General features: G+C 41.1%; 16 protein-coding genes. All 16 read left to right on the top strand.

Translation table 11 applies throughout. The features are described from left to right. Positions 1-12 precede the first annotated feature (12 nt). Entirely contained in the window at positions 13-2,049 is a 2,037-nt protein-coding gene (flhA, locus tag LCL96_RS09390; protein WP_224941117.1) for a flagellar biosynthesis protein FlhA, read from the top strand. Further along, on the top strand, positions 2,046-3,209 hold the full coding sequence (gene flhF, locus LCL96_RS09385) for a flagellar biosynthesis protein FlhF (RefSeq protein WP_224941116.1): 1,164 nt from the start codon (positions 2,046-2,048) through the stop codon (positions 3,207-3,209). Before flhA ends, flhF begins: the two co-directional genes overlap by 4 nt. Continuing rightward, positions 3,190-4,050 (top strand): MinD/ParA family protein, encoded by an 861-nt coding sequence (locus tag LCL96_RS09380; protein WP_224941115.1) that lies wholly within the window; start codon positions 3,190-3,192, stop codon positions 4,048-4,050. Before flhF ends, LCL96_RS09380 begins: the two co-directional genes overlap by 20 nt. Before the next feature lie 9 nt (positions 4,051-4,059). After that, on the top strand, positions 4,060-5,139 hold the full coding sequence (locus LCL96_RS09375; protein ID WP_224941114.1) for a protein-glutamate methylesterase/protein-glutamine glutaminase: 1,080 nt from the start codon (positions 4,060-4,062) through the stop codon (positions 5,137-5,139). Positions 5,140-5,154: 15 nt separating this feature from the next. Further along, complete coding sequence (locus LCL96_RS09370; protein WP_224941113.1) at positions 5,155-7,200, top strand: chemotaxis protein CheA; 2,046 nt, start codon at positions 5,155-5,157, stop codon at positions 7,198-7,200. Between the two features lie 12 nt (positions 7,201-7,212). Then, positions 7,213-7,659, top strand: coding sequence for a chemotaxis protein CheW (locus tag LCL96_RS09365; protein ID WP_224941112.1), 447 nt, complete (start codon positions 7,213-7,215; stop codon positions 7,657-7,659). 41 nt (positions 7,660-7,700) lie between these two features. Beyond that, positions 7,701-8,309, top strand: coding sequence for a chemotaxis protein CheC (locus LCL96_RS09360; RefSeq protein ID WP_412103565.1), 609 nt, complete (start codon positions 7,701-7,703; stop codon positions 8,307-8,309). After that, positions 8,306-8,803 carry a chemotaxis protein CheD gene (locus LCL96_RS09355; RefSeq protein WP_263628075.1) on the top strand — a complete coding sequence of 166 codons (498 nt, stop codon included), beginning with the start codon at positions 8,306-8,308 and terminating at the stop codon, positions 8,801-8,803. The genes LCL96_RS09360 and LCL96_RS09355 overlap by 4 nt, the downstream gene beginning before the upstream one ends. A 78-nt stretch (positions 8,804-8,881) precedes the next feature. Beyond that, positions 8,882-9,640 carry a FliA/WhiG family RNA polymerase sigma factor gene (locus tag LCL96_RS09350; RefSeq protein WP_224941110.1) on the top strand — a complete coding sequence of 253 codons (759 nt, stop codon included), beginning with the start codon at positions 8,882-8,884 and terminating at the stop codon, positions 9,638-9,640. A gap of 29 nt (positions 9,641-9,669) precedes the next feature. After that, positions 9,670-10,197 carry a hypothetical protein gene (locus LCL96_RS09345; RefSeq protein WP_224941109.1) on the top strand — a complete coding sequence of 176 codons (528 nt, stop codon included), beginning with the start codon at positions 9,670-9,672 and terminating at the stop codon, positions 10,195-10,197. A 159-nt stretch (positions 10,198-10,356) separates the two neighbouring features. Continuing rightward, positions 10,357-11,064 carry a 30S ribosomal protein S2 gene (gene rpsB / locus LCL96_RS09340; RefSeq protein ID WP_044337376.1) on the top strand — a complete coding sequence of 236 codons (708 nt, stop codon included), beginning with the start codon at positions 10,357-10,359 and terminating at the stop codon, positions 11,062-11,064. A 151-nt stretch (positions 11,065-11,215) separates the two neighbouring features. Beyond that, on the top strand, positions 11,216-12,097 hold the full coding sequence (gene tsf, locus LCL96_RS09335; protein ID WP_224941108.1) for a translation elongation factor Ts: 882 nt from the start codon (positions 11,216-11,218) through the stop codon (positions 12,095-12,097). 87 nt (positions 12,098-12,184) lie between these two features. Continuing rightward, complete coding sequence (pyrH, locus tag LCL96_RS09330) at positions 12,185-12,910, top strand: UMP kinase (protein WP_044337374.1); 726 nt, start codon at positions 12,185-12,187, stop codon at positions 12,908-12,910. Further along, positions 12,910-13,467 (top strand): ribosome recycling factor, encoded by a 558-nt coding sequence (gene frr, locus LCL96_RS09325; RefSeq protein ID WP_098440752.1) that lies wholly within the window; start codon positions 12,910-12,912, stop codon positions 13,465-13,467. The genes pyrH and frr overlap by 1 nt, the downstream gene beginning before the upstream one ends. Positions 13,468-13,745: 278 nt before the next feature. Next, positions 13,746-14,537, top strand: a complete 792-nt coding sequence (locus LCL96_RS09320) for an isoprenyl transferase (RefSeq protein WP_224941107.1) — start codon at positions 13,746-13,748, stop codon at positions 14,535-14,537. Next, on the top strand, positions 14,537-15,319 hold the full coding sequence (locus LCL96_RS09315; protein ID WP_224941106.1) for a phosphatidate cytidylyltransferase: 783 nt from the start codon (positions 14,537-14,539) through the stop codon (positions 15,317-15,319). Before LCL96_RS09320 ends, LCL96_RS09315 begins: the two co-directional genes overlap by 1 nt. The last annotated feature ends 19 nt before the right edge of the window (positions 15,320-15,338 follow it).

The following is a 15,338-nucleotide window of genomic DNA, read 5'->3' as shown; positions in this document are numbered from 1 at the left end:
AGGAGAGAAACAATGCCAGCAAGAGATTTATCCGTACTAGCCAGTGTTATATTAATTGTTGCGATGCTGATCATTCCATTTCCATCCTGGTTATTAAGCCTATTGATCATTATTAATATTTCACTTGCGTTACTTGTCCTCCTAATTTCCATGAATATGAATGAACCGTTACAGTTTTCTATATTTCCTTCCCTTTTATTACTATTGACGCTTTTCAGATTGGGTCTAAATGTTTCCACAACGAGATCGATCCTTAGTAAGGGTGAAGCAGGGGACGTTGTGGAAACATTTGGAACATTCGTTGTAGGTGGAAATATTCTTGTTGGGCTGGTTGTATTCATCATATTGATCGTCATCCAATTCATTGTCATTACAAAAGGATCCGAACGTGTTTCAGAAGTAGCTGCACGCTTTACACTTGATGCAATGCCTGGGAAACAAATGAGCATTGACGCGGATCTGAATGCCGGGATGATTTCTGAACACGATGCAAGAAACCGTCGTGAAAAAGTGGGGAAGGAAGCCGACTTCTATGGTGCGATGGACGGTGCTTCCAAATTTGTAAAAGGTGATGCGATCGCAGGGATCGTCATTGTCATGATCAATTTGATATTCGGGATCATCATCGGAATGACTCAACAAGGGCTTCCTATTGCGGAGGCAGCAACCCGGTATTCACTTCTTACTGTTGGTGACGGTATCGTCAGCCAGATCCCGGCACTGTTAATATCGACAGCCACTGGGATCGTGGTAACAAGGGCTGCATCTGAAGGGAATTTGGGCCAGGATATCATGAACCAGTTGCTTGCTTATCCTGTCATGCTTTATGTATCTGCGTTCACTATTTTCATGCTAGGAATCGCAACACCCATCAATGATATCTTAACGATACCCGTAGCGGCCCTATTAGGGGTCGGCGGTTATATGCTTTCAAGGTCGCCTAAAGAAAATGATGCTGACATCATGGAAATGGAAGAAGAAGTAGAACAGGATGAGATGAAAAGCCCTGAAAGCGTAGTGAATCTTCTCAATGTCGATCCAATTGAATTTGAGTTTGGATATGGACTGATACCACTCGCAGATACCAATCAGGGGGGAGACCTTCTTGACAGGATCGTCATGATTCGACGTCAATTAGCCATCGAACTTGGCCTTGTCATCCCCGTGGTCAGGATCAGGGATAATATTCAGCTTCAGCCAAACGAATATCGGTTGAAGATCAAAGGGAATGAAATGGCCCGTGGCGAATTGCTCTTGGATCATTATCTTGCCATGAGTCCAGGGGTTGAAGATGATTCCATTGAAGGGATTGATACCATAGAGCCGTCATTCGGTCTCCCTGCTAAGTGGATTTCAGAAGAAATGAAGGAGCAGGCAGAGATCTTCGGCTATACGGTAGTGGATCCACCTTCTGTTGTGTCCACTCATATCACGGAGATGATCAAGAATAACGCTCACGAACTCCTTGGTAGACAGGAAACGAAGCAACTTATCGATCATCTGCAGGAAACTTACCCAATCCTTGTCGAGGAAGTGACACCGAACCCATTAACCGTTGGTGAAGTACAAAAGGTTCTTTCCAAGTTATTAAAAGAACATGTTTCTATCCGTAACTTACCAATAATCTTTGAAACACTTGCCGATTATGGCAAGATGAGTTCTGATACAGATTTGTTAGCAGAATATGTAAGACAATCACTTGCAAGACAGATCACGAACCAATTTGTTCAGGGAGAAACTTCTTTAAAGGTTGTCACGATGTCCGGTAAAGTGGAGAAATTGATTGCAGATGCCATTCAACAGACAGAGCATGGCAATTATTTATCTATGGATCCAAATGACTCTCAAAGCATATTGGAAGCTGTTGCTTCACAAGTAGAGCAGCTGTCCCTGATGGAAGAGTCCCCCGTCATTCTGTGTTCACCTGCAGTGAGAATGTACGTTAGACAATTAACGGAGAGATATTTCCCTCAGGTACCGATCATTTCTTATAACGAACTAGAGGCAAATGTAGAAGTGCAAAGCTTAGGGGTGGTGAATGTAGGATGAAAGTAAAGAAGTATGCGGCTCCAACCATGAATGAAGCCATGAAGAAGGTTAGAACGGAATTAGGAGAAGATGCAGTAATATTAAATTCTAAAGTCACCTACACAGGCGGATTTATTGGGTTATTCAAGAAAAAAATGATTGAAGTGATCGCTGCCATCGACCCTGAGGTAGCGAGCGAAAAGTTGGAAATCAGCAGAGTAAGGTCAAAAGCGATGTCTCCGTCGCTGACTCAGAAAGAGTATGAGAAGAAGACAGAGTTTGAACCAACTAGAATGGTAGAATCAGAATTAAAGGAATTAAAACAAATGATATCTACCCTAAAATCTAAGAATCAATTTGAAAAGTTTCATGATGTTGTTCAGGAAATTTTACTTTACCTTAAAAAGCACGAGGTAAATGATTCTGCACTCTATCTACTCGGGGACGAGTTGGAAAAGAAGATCCCAAACCATTCTCTTCCACATGAAGGAATAGAAGAATGGGCGATGAAAGAAGTGAAAGAGTTCCTTCATCATCACTTAAACGGGATTGAAATGGGCGGTATAAGTTATAGCAGAAAATATATTAATGTAATCGGCCCAACAGGTGTTGGTAAAACTACGACACTTGCCAAAATGGCAGCGGAAGCAGTGATTGAAAAACGAATGAAAATTGCCTTTATCACTACTGACACGTACCGGATAGCTGCGATTGAACAATTGAAAACGTATGCTGGTTTACTGAATGTGCCCGTGGAAGTCGTCTATAAGATGGAGGATTTTAAAAAAGCGATCGATAAATTTGTAGATTACGATCATGTTTTCATTGATACAGCTGGTCGTAATTTCAGGGAGAAGAAATATGTTGAGGATTTGCGAAGTATTATTGATTTTAATCAACAGATGGAAACCTTCCTCGTTCTCTCATTTACTAGTAAAGAAAATGATATGAGAGAAATTATATCGCAATTTTCCCCCATTCATATTGATCGGTTTATCTTCACCAAATTAGATGAGACATCAAGCTACGGTTCAATGATCAATTTGATGTCAGAAACGGGAATTGGCGCAGCTTACGTAACCAATGGTCAAGATGTTCCTGAAGACATTAAAGAGATGAATGTGGATGAAATCGTTCGATTGCTAATGAAAGGATTCTGCCATGAAAGATCAAGCATATAGCCTAAGGAGGAAAATGCTCCTGACAGACTCCAAACCTGCAAAAACCATTGCGATTGTAAGCGGGAAAGGAGGGGTTGGAAAATCGAATATCTCGACGAACCTCTCTATTTTGATCGGTAAAGAGAATAAGAAGGTCCTATTATTTGACATGGATATAGGGATGGGGAATATTCATATCCTACTCGGGAGTCATCATTCATACTCTATCATGGACTACATTGAGGAAAAAGAACTAGAAATCAATAAGATTATATGTGAAAATGTTCATGGTATTTCTTACATAAGTGGGGGGAATGGCCTAAAAGATATAGTTGAGTGGAAAGAGAAGCAAATGGAACGTTTTTTTGAAGTAATGGAATATGCCATTCATCATTATGACTATATCCTTTTTGATATGGGTGCAGGTGCAACAAAGGAAACACTGGAATTTCTCCTAGCCATGGATGAAATGATCGTCGTCACAACTCCTGAGCCGACATCCATCACCGATGCTTACTCCATGATGAAGTATATTTACCTGAGGGATGAGGGGAAACCCTTTTACCTCTTATGCAATCGTGCTGAATTCAGGAAAGAAGGACTTGAAACGATCACTAGATTACAAGAAACCGTGAGAAAATTTCTGCAAAAGGAAATTGTATCATTGGGAGTACTTCCCGAGGATTCAACAGTCAGAAAGGCAGTCATAAACCAAATGCCAATCGTCGTCGGTTATCCAGCATCAGACATGGCGTTGAGTCTTCGAGCAATGGTTCATAATCTCACGGGGGCGGCAGAAAACCCGGAAAGTAAAGGGTCAGGGTTTGTCAATAGAATACGAAATTTATTTTTTGGGAGGTAAAAGTCCTGAATGAAAAAGGTTTTAGTTGTTGATGATTCAGCATTTATGAGAAAGCTAATATCAGATTTTTTATCAGCCTCCAATGCGCTTGAAGTGGTTGGAATTGCAAGGAATGGCGAAGACGCGATCATGAAGATAAAAAAACTTCGGCCCGATGTCGTAACTCTTGATGTAGAGATGCCGAAAATGAATGGAATTGAAGCTTTAAGGCACATCATGGAGGAGTGTCCAGTTCCTGTTGTCATGCTTTCTTCAACAACGAAAGAGGGGGCAGAGGAGACTGTCAAAGCCATGGAGCTTGGGGCTGTTGATTTCATCGCGAAACCTTCTGGGACCATTTCACTGGATCTCCATAAGATTCAAGATGAAATGGTAGAAAAAGTAGTGGCAGCAAGTAAAGTGAATGTGACGAAAATGACAGATCTGTACCAAAAGAATTCAGCAAGTATATCATTAAAGGGTATTTGTGAAGGATCAGAAGCTTTACCTTCTGATCGTCCCTTGCTTTCAAATTCTCCAAAAATGATACTGATTGGAACATCGACGGGTGGCCCCCGCGCCTTGCAAAACGTGTTGACTGCGTTACCACGTCATTTGGAAGCACCCATCATTGTGGTCCAGCATATGCCGCCTGGGTTTACGAAATCACTTGCCGATCGTTTAAATGGTCAATCTGCCATACACGTGAAGGAAGCTGAGGATGGCGAAGTCCTTCGAAACGGGACAGCCTATATTGCACCAGGTGGTTTTCATACTAGAGTGAAGGATCATGGCCGCCAATTATCCATTCAGCTATCAAAAGATGAAGCACCTAGAAATGGCCATAGACCTTCAGTGGATATTTTGTTCGAGTCTGCAAGCATAATCCGTACTTACAGCAAAATAGCCGTCATTATGACGGGCATGGGTTCTGATGGTTCGGACGGATTGATCAGACTTAAAGAAAGCGGAGAAGTGAAGGCTATTGCAGAATCAGAAGAGACTTGTATTGTGTTTGGGATGCCGAAATCGGCTATCGCAACAAAGTTAGTTGATAAGGTTGAACATATCGGGAATATCCCCGGATCAATAATGACGTACATGGTGTAGAGAGGTGTGTAGTATATGGAATTGAGTCAATATTTAGAAGTTTTCATTGAAGAGAGTAAAGAAAATCTGCAAACCTGTAATGAACAACTACTTGAATTAGAGAAAAATCCCCAAGACCTTGCGATTGTCAATGAAATTTTTCGGTCAGCTCATACATTAAAGGGTATGTCTGCCACGATGGGGTTCGAGGATTTAGCTAATCTCACCCATAAAATGGAGAATGTTCTGGATGCCATACGTAACGAACAAATAAAGGTAACTCCTGAAATATTGGACGTTGTGTTTAAATCTGTTGATGACCTTGAAGCGATGGTATTTTCCATAGCGGATGGGGGAGATGGTAAGAGAGATGTAACGGAAGTAGTGGAAATGCTTCAGGCAATCGAACGAGGGGAACATATCCAGGATACTCAAGCAGTGAAAGAGATCGCTGCAGCTATCGCTACTCCTGAATTGCAAATCCAATCCATGCAGTATGAAGCCTATGAACAAACGGTTATTCAACAATCCTTTGAGCAGGGATTCCGCTGCTTTGAAATTTCAGTTACCCTGCGGGAAGACTGTCTGCTTAAAGCCGCCCGTGTATATATGGTTTTTGAAGTCCTTGGAAAGATGGGTGAAGTCATCAAATCCCTTCCTACGGTAGATCAGCTTGAAGAAGAGCAATTCGACCATTCATTCGTCATTGCAGTCGTATCAAAAGAAAAGGCTGAAGATTTAGAGAATCATGTACGTAAAGTATCTGAAGTGGACGACGTCTCTGTTATGGAACTCACTGCGGACGGCCTCCAGAATCAGAATCAACCGGAGGATTCAGCTATCGAGCCGGTAAAGGGAGAAATTGTAGACAATGGGCAAAAAGAGGTGCCAGCTTCTAAGTCCTCAGGAAACGTTTCCAAACAATCGAATCCTTCTAGTAAAACGATACGCGTAAACATAGAACGACTGGATGTCCTTATGAATCTTTTTGAGGAGCTCGTCATTGATAGAGGAAGGTTAGAACAAATCTCAAAGGATTTGAATAATCCTGAGTTAAATGAAACAGTTGAAAGAATGACGAGAATTTCAGGAGATTTACAAAATATCATCCTCAATATGCGTATGGTCCCTGTAGAGACCGTATTTAATCGTTTTCCACGAATGGTCAGACAGCTGGCAAGAGATTTGAATAAAAAAATCGAATTGGAAATCATCGGTGCTGAAACGGAACTTGACCGTACAGTGATTGATGAAATCGGGGACCCTCTCGTCCATCTCATCCGTAATGCACTGGATCATGGCATTGAGATGCCTGAAATCCGAATGAAAAATGGAAAACCAGAACAAGGTACGGTGAAGTTGAAAGCGTATCATAGTGGAAATCACGTCTTTATCGAACTTGAAGATGATGGAGCCGGCATCAATAAAGAGCGTGTTCTCGAAAAAGCAATCCAAAAAGGAATTGTCTCGGAAGAAACAGCCAAAACATTATCAGATAGACAAATTTATGAGCTCATTTTGGCATCAGGTTTTTCTACAGCTGAACAAATTTCCGATATTTCCGGTAGAGGTGTGGGATTGGATGTTGTGAAAGCAACGATCGAGTCGCTTGGAGGTTCGATTACAATCGATTCCACTGTTGGCCAGGGATCATTGTTCTCCATTCAATTACCTCTTACTTTATCGATTATTTCCGTCATGCTTGTTGAAATCGAAGAAGAAAAGTACGCCATCCCACTCTCTTCTATTATTGAGACAGCTATTGTGAAAAAGGAAGAAATCATGAATGCGCATAATCAAAAGGTAATTGATTTCAGAGGAAAAGTGGTTCCGTTACTGTTCCTTGAGGATGTATTCGAAGTACCTAAACATTCAAATGAAGAAGAATTATATTCTGTGGTCATTGTTCGTAAAGGAGAAAAAATGGCTGGTCTGGTCGTCGATTCCTTTATAGGTCAGCAGGAAGTTGTATTGAAATCATTAGGAAATTATTTAAATGATGTCTTTGCGATTTCCGGAGCTACCATTCTCGGGGATGGGCAAGTAGCACTAATTGTCGATTGCAATGCGTTAATTAAGTAGGAGGTAAGGGTAATGAGTGAAGTGACAGATATAGTGGAAGATTTAAAGCTTATCGTTTTTCAATTAGTTGATAAGGAATATGCCATTCCTGTGAATCAAGTACGATCCATCGAAAAACTCGAACATATTACAAGAGTTCCGAGGACCGCCTCCTATGTAAAAGGTGTCATCAATTTACGCGGAGTGGTTACACCCATTATTGATTTAAGGTGCAGGTTTGATTTGCCATTCGGAGAGCCGACTGAGAGTACTCGTGTGATTATAGTAGGTTTAGAAGATAAAGAAGTTGGTTTGATCGTGGATGCTGCCAATGATGTACTGGATGTTTCAACAGACTCGATTGAACCATCTCCAGAAGTCGTTGGAGTAGTGGAGGCTGAGTACATCGGTGGGGTTGTTAAACAAGATAAGAGACTCCTGACCCTTCTCCATTTAGATAAAATACTTCTATCCATCTAAGAGGAGGGATCACATTGGGGTATGAAAAAAAAATAACGTCGATGCACTTGGATGTATTGAAGGAAATTGGAAATATTGGGGCTGGTCATGCAGCGACGGCCCTTTCCACCCTTCTTGATAAAAAAATTGATATGAAAGTACCCAGCGTTAAAGTCGTATCATTTGATGAAATGATGGAAATGGCTGGAGGACCTGACAATGTAGTCGTAAGCGTATTTTTAAGAATTGAGGGCGAAGCACCGGGTAGTATGTTTTTTTTGTTGCCTCTTGAACAGGCTTCTATGTATATCAGAACAATGATACACGATCGTTCTTTTTCCTTTAGTGATCCTCCATATTCAGAATTAGGGTTATCCGCCATGCACGAACTCGGTAATATCCTTTCGGGCTCATATTTATCCTCGTTGTCTGATTTTACAAACCTGAAGCTATTTCCATCTGTACCTGCGTTGTCTGTGGATATGGTAGGTGCTGTCATCGGTTTTGGACTATTGGAAATATCCCAGGTGAGCGATTATGCAATTGTTATAGATACGGCCCTGAAAGAGGAGGAAGTTGACGAGTCTGAAAGTGTGAAGGGACATTTTTTCCTGCTTCCTGATCCTGATTCATTTGACACCATATTCCAATCTTTGGGATTAAAGCTATGATGATTAGCAGCACCGTAGTAAAAGTAGGAATTGCAGATATGGATATTGCTGAAAGCGGAAGTTCGATCCGTACATCTGGGCTGGGTTCATGCATCGGAGTCGTCTTGTATGATGAGCGCATCGGCCTTGCCGGCATGGTTCATGTCATGCTTCCCGATTCCTCTTTGGGGAAAGAACAGAAACCGAATCTTGCTAAGTATGCCGATACTGGAGTTGAGGAGCTCATTCGAAAGTTAAGGAACAGGGGAGCGAACATGAATAGACTACAGTGTAAAATGGCAGGCGGTGCACAGATGTTTCAATTTCAATCCAAGAGTGACGTAATGAGGATCGGCCCTAGAAATGCAGAAGCTGTTAAAGAAGCTCTCTCAAAGCATAACGTCCCGATAATAGCACAGGACTTAGGAGGGAACAAAGGGAGAACCATCGAATTCTTCACCTCCACGGGGATCCTTCAGGTCCGGACGGTGAATGAAGGGACAAAGGAATTATGAAGAAATGCGACCTTTTAGTCAAACAATAGGGAAGTCATATGTTTCACTGTAAGAAAATAGTTAGCAAGGAGGATTCTTATGTCTCAACAACCCACTCGAACAGATGAACAAAAATATTGGGAGAAATGGATTAACAGTCGTGATACCGAATCCGGGGACATGTTAGTGAGGAAGTACATGCCCCTGGTCTCATATCATGTTCAGCGAATTTCCGTTGGGCTGCCAAGGAACGTCTCGAGAGAAGATATAAAGAGTCTTGGGTTGATGGGATTACTGGATGCTCTTCAGAAGTTTGACCCTACTAGAGATTTAAAGTTTGATACATATGCTTCGTTCAGGGTCAGAGGGGCGATTCTTGACGGGCTTAGAAAAGAGGATTGGCTTCCTCGTTCAACAAGGGACCGGGCCAAGAAAATCGAAGCGAAGACTGTGGAACTGGAACAAACGCTTTTACGCCACGTGACCGCCGAAGAAGTAGCTGCTTCCTTAGAAATGACACCGGATGAAGTCTACCGAACCACAAATGAGCATTTCTTTGCCAATGTCCTTTCCATGGATGAACAATTAACTGATGACGATCACGAATCTCAAAACTACTCGATTAAAGATCACAAAACGATTTCTCCTGAAGAAGAAGTGTTGAAAGGTGAAAAACTGAACGAATTAGAGCAAACAATCCAGACCCTTTCTGAGAAAGAACAGCTTGTGTTAAGCTTATTCTATAAGGAAGAACTTACTCTGACTGAGATTGGAGAAGTCATGAAATTATCAACATCCAGAATTTCGCAAATTCATTCAAAATCAATATTCAAATTACGAAATCTCCTAGGTTCGTAATATAAATTCAAAAAAAGCAAGGTGATGATATGGTTACGTTTCTACTTTTTTTATCCTTTCTCCTCAATATCGTTTCACTGCTTTCAATCGTCCTATTATATTCAAGACAAAATCGCTATCATAACGTGGAAAAAGATCAGAAGAGAACGATCGCTGAAATAGAAGATATTATATCGTCCTATATGGTTGAAATGAAGGAAGAAAATGATGAATTCATTCAAAGCTTTAGGAACGAAGTACGCAATAGCGGAAGAGGAATTCATCCTGAAGAGAATAATCAAGAATCCACTTCTCCTGACCTTAATCATACGAAGTGGACTGGGGCTGGTTATAAACGTGCTTCGAAGGCTTATCTTCAGTCTAAACAAACTGAAACGAAACCAATCGACCAAACGGCCGAGATGCATGAGATACATGAGATACCGGGACAGGACCCGCTTATTCAAAAGGTCATTACAATGAAGAAAAAGGGAATGTCACTAGAGGAAATAGCAAAGGCTGTTGGAAAAGGTCAGACAGAAATCGAGCTTCTGTTGAAATTTCGTCAAATTATGTAGGAAGTCCTTGATTGGCGTGAACAGGTGTGCTATAGTATTCATGGTGTGATTACACACGTTTCTCGATTGGGGTAGATGGTGCTATTCTTTAGAATAGTTTCTACTTTCCAGATGACGGAGACGGAGGAGAAAAACAAAACCATTTAGGAGGAAACACACATGTCAGTAATTTCTATGAAACAATTGCTAGAAGCTGGTGTACATTTCGGACACCAAACTCGCCGTTGGAATCCAAAGATGAAGAGATACATCTTCACTGAGCGTAACGGCATCTACATCATCGACCTTCAAAAAACAGTTAAAAAGGTTGAAGAAGCTTATAACTTCGTGAAAGAATTAGCTGGTAACGGCGGTAAAGTTCTTTTCGTTGGAACAAAGAAGCAAGCACAAGAATCTGTTAAAGAAGAAGCAGAACGTGCAGGTATGTACTACATCAACCAACGTTGGTTAGGTGGAACGCTTACAAACTTCGAAACAATCCAAAAGCGTATTTCACGTCTTAAAGAAATTGAAAAAATGGAAGAAGACGGTACGTTTGAAGTACTTCCTAAGAAAGAAGTAGTACAACTTAAAAAAGAACATGAGCGCTTAGTTAAATTCCTAGGCGGAATCAAAGATATGAACACGCTACCTGATGCATTATTCATCATCGATCCTCGTAAAGAGCGTATCGCAGTGGCAGAAGCTCGTAAACTTCATATCCCAATCGTGGGTATCGTTGATACAAACTGTGATCCGGATGAAATTGATGTTGTCATTCCTGCGAATGATGATGCAATCCGTGCGGTTAAGCTTCTTACTGGTAAAATGGCTGACGCTATTCTAGAAGCTAAGCAAGGTGAAGAAGCAGCTGTAGCAGCTGAGTAATGAATGAAAGGTGATAAGAGGACTTACCCTTATCACCTTTTTTTAAAGAATTTTCACATCTGCTTCCCTCTGATACAGAGTCAGCAGATTTAATGACTCATACCAATTGGTCACTGATGTCTACATAGTTAAACTAAGGAGGAAACCCACTATGGCAATTACTGCACAAATGGTTAAAGAACTTCGTGAAAAAACTGGCGCTGGAATGATGGATTGTAAAAAAGCGTTAACAGAAACTGATGGAGACATGGACAAAGCAATTGATTTCCTACGTGAAAAAGGGATTGCAAAAGCAGCTAAGAAAGCGGACCGTATCGCAGCTGAAGGTACTACTTACATTGCGAGCGAAGGCAACACTGCCATCATCCTTGAAGTGAATGCAGAAACAGATTTCGTTGCGAAAAACGAAAACTTCCAAAATCTTGTAAAAGAACTATCTGATCATCTTCTTGCAAACAAACCTGCTTCTGTTGAAGAAGCACTTGAGCAAAAAATGGCAAATGGTTCAACTGTATCTGAATTCATCAACGCTGCAATCGCAAAAATCGGAGAAAAAATCACATTACGTCGTTTTGAAATCCGTACTAAAGGCGATAACGCTGCATTCGGTGAATACCTGCACATGGGTGGCCGTATCGCTGTTCTTACAGTGGTAGAAGGCACTACTGATGCAAGTGTAGCGAAAGATGTTGCGATGCACGCTGCAGCATTAAATCCTAAGTATGTTTCTCGCGACCAGGTTTCTGCTGAAGAAGTAGAACGTGAGCGTGAAGTGCTTAAGCAACAAGCGTTAAACGAAGGCAAGCCTGAAAATATCGTTGAAAAAATGGTAGAAGGCCGTCTTGGAAAATACTTCGAGGACATCTGCATCCTGGATCAAACATTCGTTAAGAATCCAGATCAAAAGGTACGTCAATACCTTGAAGCAAATAAAGCGACTTTAACTGATTTCACTCGTTACGAAGTAGGGGAAGGTCTTGAGAAGCGTCAAGAAAACTTCGCTGAAGAAGTAATGAATCAAGTAAACAAATAAGATCAGCTTAAGTTGAACATTATTTAGTAGGGAACACCTAGCGTGTTCCCTATTTTTCAAGAAAAATTCTATTTTATGGAGGTTCCCATGAGCGTTCCAAAATACAAACGTGTCGTTCTAAAACTTAGTGGAGAAGCATTAGCAGGTGATGATGGCTTCGGTATTAATCCTTCTGTCATTAAAAATGTAGCAGAAGAAGTAAAAGAAATCGCTGAACTTGATGTGGAAGTGGCGGTTGTCGTTGGCGGAGGTAATATCTGGCGTGGTAAAATAGGCAGTGAAATGGGAATGGATCGTGCATCTGCAGACTATATGGGGATGCTCGCTACCGTTATGAACTCTTTAGCTCTTCAGGACAGCCTTGAACAACTGGGGATCGAAACAAGAGTTCAAACTTCCATTGATATGCGTCAGGTCGCAGAACCATATATCAGACGCAGAGCCATCCGTCACTTAGAGAAGAAACGTGTTGTCATTTTTGCGGCAGGTACTGGAAATCCATACTTCTCTACTGACACAACGGCAGCACTTCGAGCGGCGGAAATCGAAGCAGAAGTGATCCTAATGGCTAAGAACAACGTAGATGGTGTATACTCAGCAGATCCTAAGAAGGACGAAACGGCTGTTAAATATGAAGAACTTTCCTATTTAGATGTTCTGAAAGAAGGTTTAGCTGTCATGGATTCAACAGCTTCTTCCCTATGTATGGACAATGATATTCCACTTATTGTATTCTCTATTATGGAGGATGGGAATATTAAGAGAGCCATTACTGGGGAAAATATTGGTACAATCGTTAGGGGGAAATCATAATGCCAAACACGATCATAACAAATGCAAAAGAGAGAATGACCAAAGCCATTCAAACATTTTCACGTGAGTTAGCAAGTATCCGCGCAGGAAGAGCAAATGCTTCTCTTCTTGATAAGATCTCAGTTGATTACTATGGTGCACCTACACCGGTCAATCAATTAGCTGGAATCTCGATTCCAGAGGCGCGTATGCTTGTCATCCAGCCTTACGACAAATCAGCACTAGGTGATATTGAAAAGGCAATCCTGAAATCGGATCTTGGCATCACACCGACAAGTGATGGAAACATCATCCGAATCGTGGTTCCTGCATTAACAGAGGAGCGCCGTAAAGAACTTGTGAAGCTTGTGAAAAAAGAAGCTGAAGATGCCAAAGTGGCTATCCGAAATATCCGACGTGATGCGAATGATGAATTGAAGAAAAAAGAGAAAAACGGGGACATTACAGAAGATGATCTTCGTGGCTACTCAGATGATGTTCAAAAAGCAACCGACGAAAGTATTGTCAAGATTGATAATATTGCAAAAGATAAAGAACAAGAAATGCTCGAAGTATAATCTTTCATAATCGAATCCTAAGGGGCTGACCTATAAGTGAACTTATATTCCTTATGGGGAGGTCCCTTTGTTTTTCGTTTGTTAACCAATTACTTATGGCTGAATTAAAGAGCCTTTATCACCTCTATCACCGGTGTTTGTTAAGGTGAACAGCCAAGCCACTAAGTTCAAAAACGTATAGGTATATACATAATCTATTTTCTTAAAGATATCTTCCTTGTTTTTTGATATGATAATAAGGTCAAATATTTTTTGGATTGTTGGTGGAGGATTTTTTTATGCTAAACAAGCTTAAGCAATGGAAAAGACAACAAACTTCCGAGGAAGTAGATGATCGATTCCAAGAACTACTGAAACACCCGATTCCGGGTCATATAGCAATCATTATGGATGGTAATGGACGTTGGGCCAAAAAAAGGGCTTTGCCGAGGGTTGCCGGACACCATGAAGGGATGAAGTGTGTTCGGAGGATCACCAAATTGGCAAATGAACTGGGACTAGAAGCCTTAACGTTATATGCTTTTTCAACAGAGAACTGGAAACGCCCTAAAATGGAAGTTGAGTTTCTGATGAAATTGCCGGAAGAATTCTTAGGAACGTTCCTTCCTGAATTGGTTGAAGAAAATGTACAAGTGAAAATGATGGGCTCGCCGGAGGCTTTGCCAAATCATACGAAGGCAGCGGTTACAAAGGCAATAGAAGCAACACAGCATAATGATGGGCTAATCCTGAATTTCGCCTTGAATTATGGAAGCCGGTCAGAAATCATTGATTCCATGAAACATGTCTTAAATGATATACAGAATGGAATACTAGATGAAAGAGAATTAAATGAGGAAGTCTTTTCAAACTATTTAATGACAAGAGACTTAAAAGATCCAGACCTGCTTATTCGAACGAGTGGAGAGATCCGCTTAAGTAACTTTATGCTTTGGCAGTTGGCCTATACTGAGTTCTTTTTTACAGATGTACTATGGCCGGATTTCGGTAAAGAACAATTAATTGAAGCCATCGAAGCATATCAAGGTCGTTCAAGAAGATTTGGTGGGTTACAAAGCGAGGAATCCTAATGAAACAAAGAATTATTACAGCAGTGGTAGCAGCAGCAATATTTTTACCGATTATCATTTTTGGTGAAACACCGTTTATCATTTTAATGTATCTGATCGCTTCCATCAGTTTATATGAGGCGTTAAAGATGAGGGGGCAATGGATTTTTACCATTCCTGGATTATTATCGCTCGCTCTATTGTGGGTGTTCCTCATACCGACGGAAACGATTGGGATCATATCAGATTTCGGTTACTCTAAGATTGAATTGGCATTTCTTGCCGTGTTATTATTTTTAACGTATACAGTGGCCACCAAGAATCGTTTTAATTTCGATGATGTAGCGTATGCGCTATTAAGTGTTCTATATGTAGGGATCGGCTTCTATTACTTCATGGAAATCCGACTTGAAGGCGTTCAATTTGTGTTTTATGCATTATTCATCATTTGGGCGACAGATTCCGGGGCTTATTTCATCGGCAGGGCAATGGGGAAGAAGAAGCTGTGGCCAGAAATTAGTCCGAATAAGACCATTGAAGGCTTTGTGGGAGGCATAGTTTGTGCTGTCATAGTCGGCGTCGTCATGACGTTCTTTACCGATCTTGATATGTCGATCCCTAAGCTAGTGATTGTGACCGCTATCCTCTCTGTTTTTGGACAGGTAGGGGATTTGGTTGAATCTGCATTAAAGAGACATTACAAAGTGAAAGATTCAGGACATTTACTTCCAGGGCACGGAGGAATGTTGGATCGATTCGATAGTTTACTGTTTGTATTACCCCTTCTTCACTTTCTGTTATAAAGTGGAGGGTTTCAATCGG

This window comes from Rossellomorea aquimaris, from assembly GCF_020172085.1.
GTDB classification, from domain to species: domain Bacteria; phylum Bacillota; class Bacilli; order Bacillales; family Bacillaceae_B; genus Rossellomorea; species Rossellomorea aquimaris_E.
Note: the sequence above shows the minus strand (reverse complement) of the source record. Positions and strands in the feature narration are given on the sequence as shown.

What these genes read in the sequence shown, in the direction of transcription:
- LCL96_RS09320 (WP_224941107.1), top strand. Translation starts at nt 13,746, where the DNA reads ATGCTAAACAAGCTTAAGCAATGGAAAAGACAACAAACTTCCGAGGAA.
- LCL96_RS09355 (WP_263628075.1), top strand. Translation starts at nt 8,306, where the DNA reads ATGATGATTAGCAGCACCGTAGTAAAAGTAGGAATTGCAGATATGGAT.
- flhA (WP_224941117.1), top strand. Translation starts at nt 13, where the DNA reads ATGCCAGCAAGAGATTTATCCGTACTAGCCAGTGTTATATTAATTGTT.
- frr (WP_098440752.1), top strand. Translation starts at nt 12,910, where the DNA reads ATGCCAAACACGATCATAACAAATGCAAAAGAGAGAATGACCAAAGCC.
- rpsB (WP_044337376.1), top strand. Translation starts at nt 10,357, where the DNA reads ATGTCAGTAATTTCTATGAAACAATTGCTAGAAGCTGGTGTACATTTC.
- LCL96_RS09350 (WP_224941110.1), top strand. Translation starts at nt 8,882, where the DNA reads ATGTCTCAACAACCCACTCGAACAGATGAACAAAAATATTGGGAGAAA.
- LCL96_RS09360 (WP_412103565.1), top strand. Translation starts at nt 7,701, where the DNA reads ATGCACTTGGATGTATTGAAGGAAATTGGAAATATTGGGGCTGGTCAT.
- LCL96_RS09370 (WP_224941113.1), top strand. Translation starts at nt 5,155, where the DNA reads ATGGAATTGAGTCAATATTTAGAAGTTTTCATTGAAGAGAGTAAAGAA.
- LCL96_RS09375 (WP_224941114.1), top strand. Translation starts at nt 4,060, where the DNA reads ATGAAAAAGGTTTTAGTTGTTGATGATTCAGCATTTATGAGAAAGCTA.
- LCL96_RS09365 (WP_224941112.1), top strand. Translation starts at nt 7,213, where the DNA reads ATGAGTGAAGTGACAGATATAGTGGAAGATTTAAAGCTTATCGTTTTT.
- pyrH (WP_044337374.1), top strand. Translation starts at nt 12,185, where the DNA reads ATGAGCGTTCCAAAATACAAACGTGTCGTTCTAAAACTTAGTGGAGAA.
- LCL96_RS09315 (WP_224941106.1), top strand. Translation starts at nt 14,537, where the DNA reads ATGAAACAAAGAATTATTACAGCAGTGGTAGCAGCAGCAATATTTTTA.
- tsf (WP_224941108.1), top strand. Translation starts at nt 11,216, where the DNA reads ATGGCAATTACTGCACAAATGGTTAAAGAACTTCGTGAAAAAACTGGC.
- flhF (WP_224941116.1), top strand. Translation starts at nt 2,046, where the DNA reads ATGAAAGTAAAGAAGTATGCGGCTCCAACCATGAATGAAGCCATGAAG.
- LCL96_RS09345 (WP_224941109.1), top strand. Translation starts at nt 9,670, where the DNA reads ATGGTTACGTTTCTACTTTTTTTATCCTTTCTCCTCAATATCGTTTCA.
- LCL96_RS09380 (WP_224941115.1), top strand. Translation starts at nt 3,190, where the DNA reads ATGAAAGATCAAGCATATAGCCTAAGGAGGAAAATGCTCCTGACAGAC.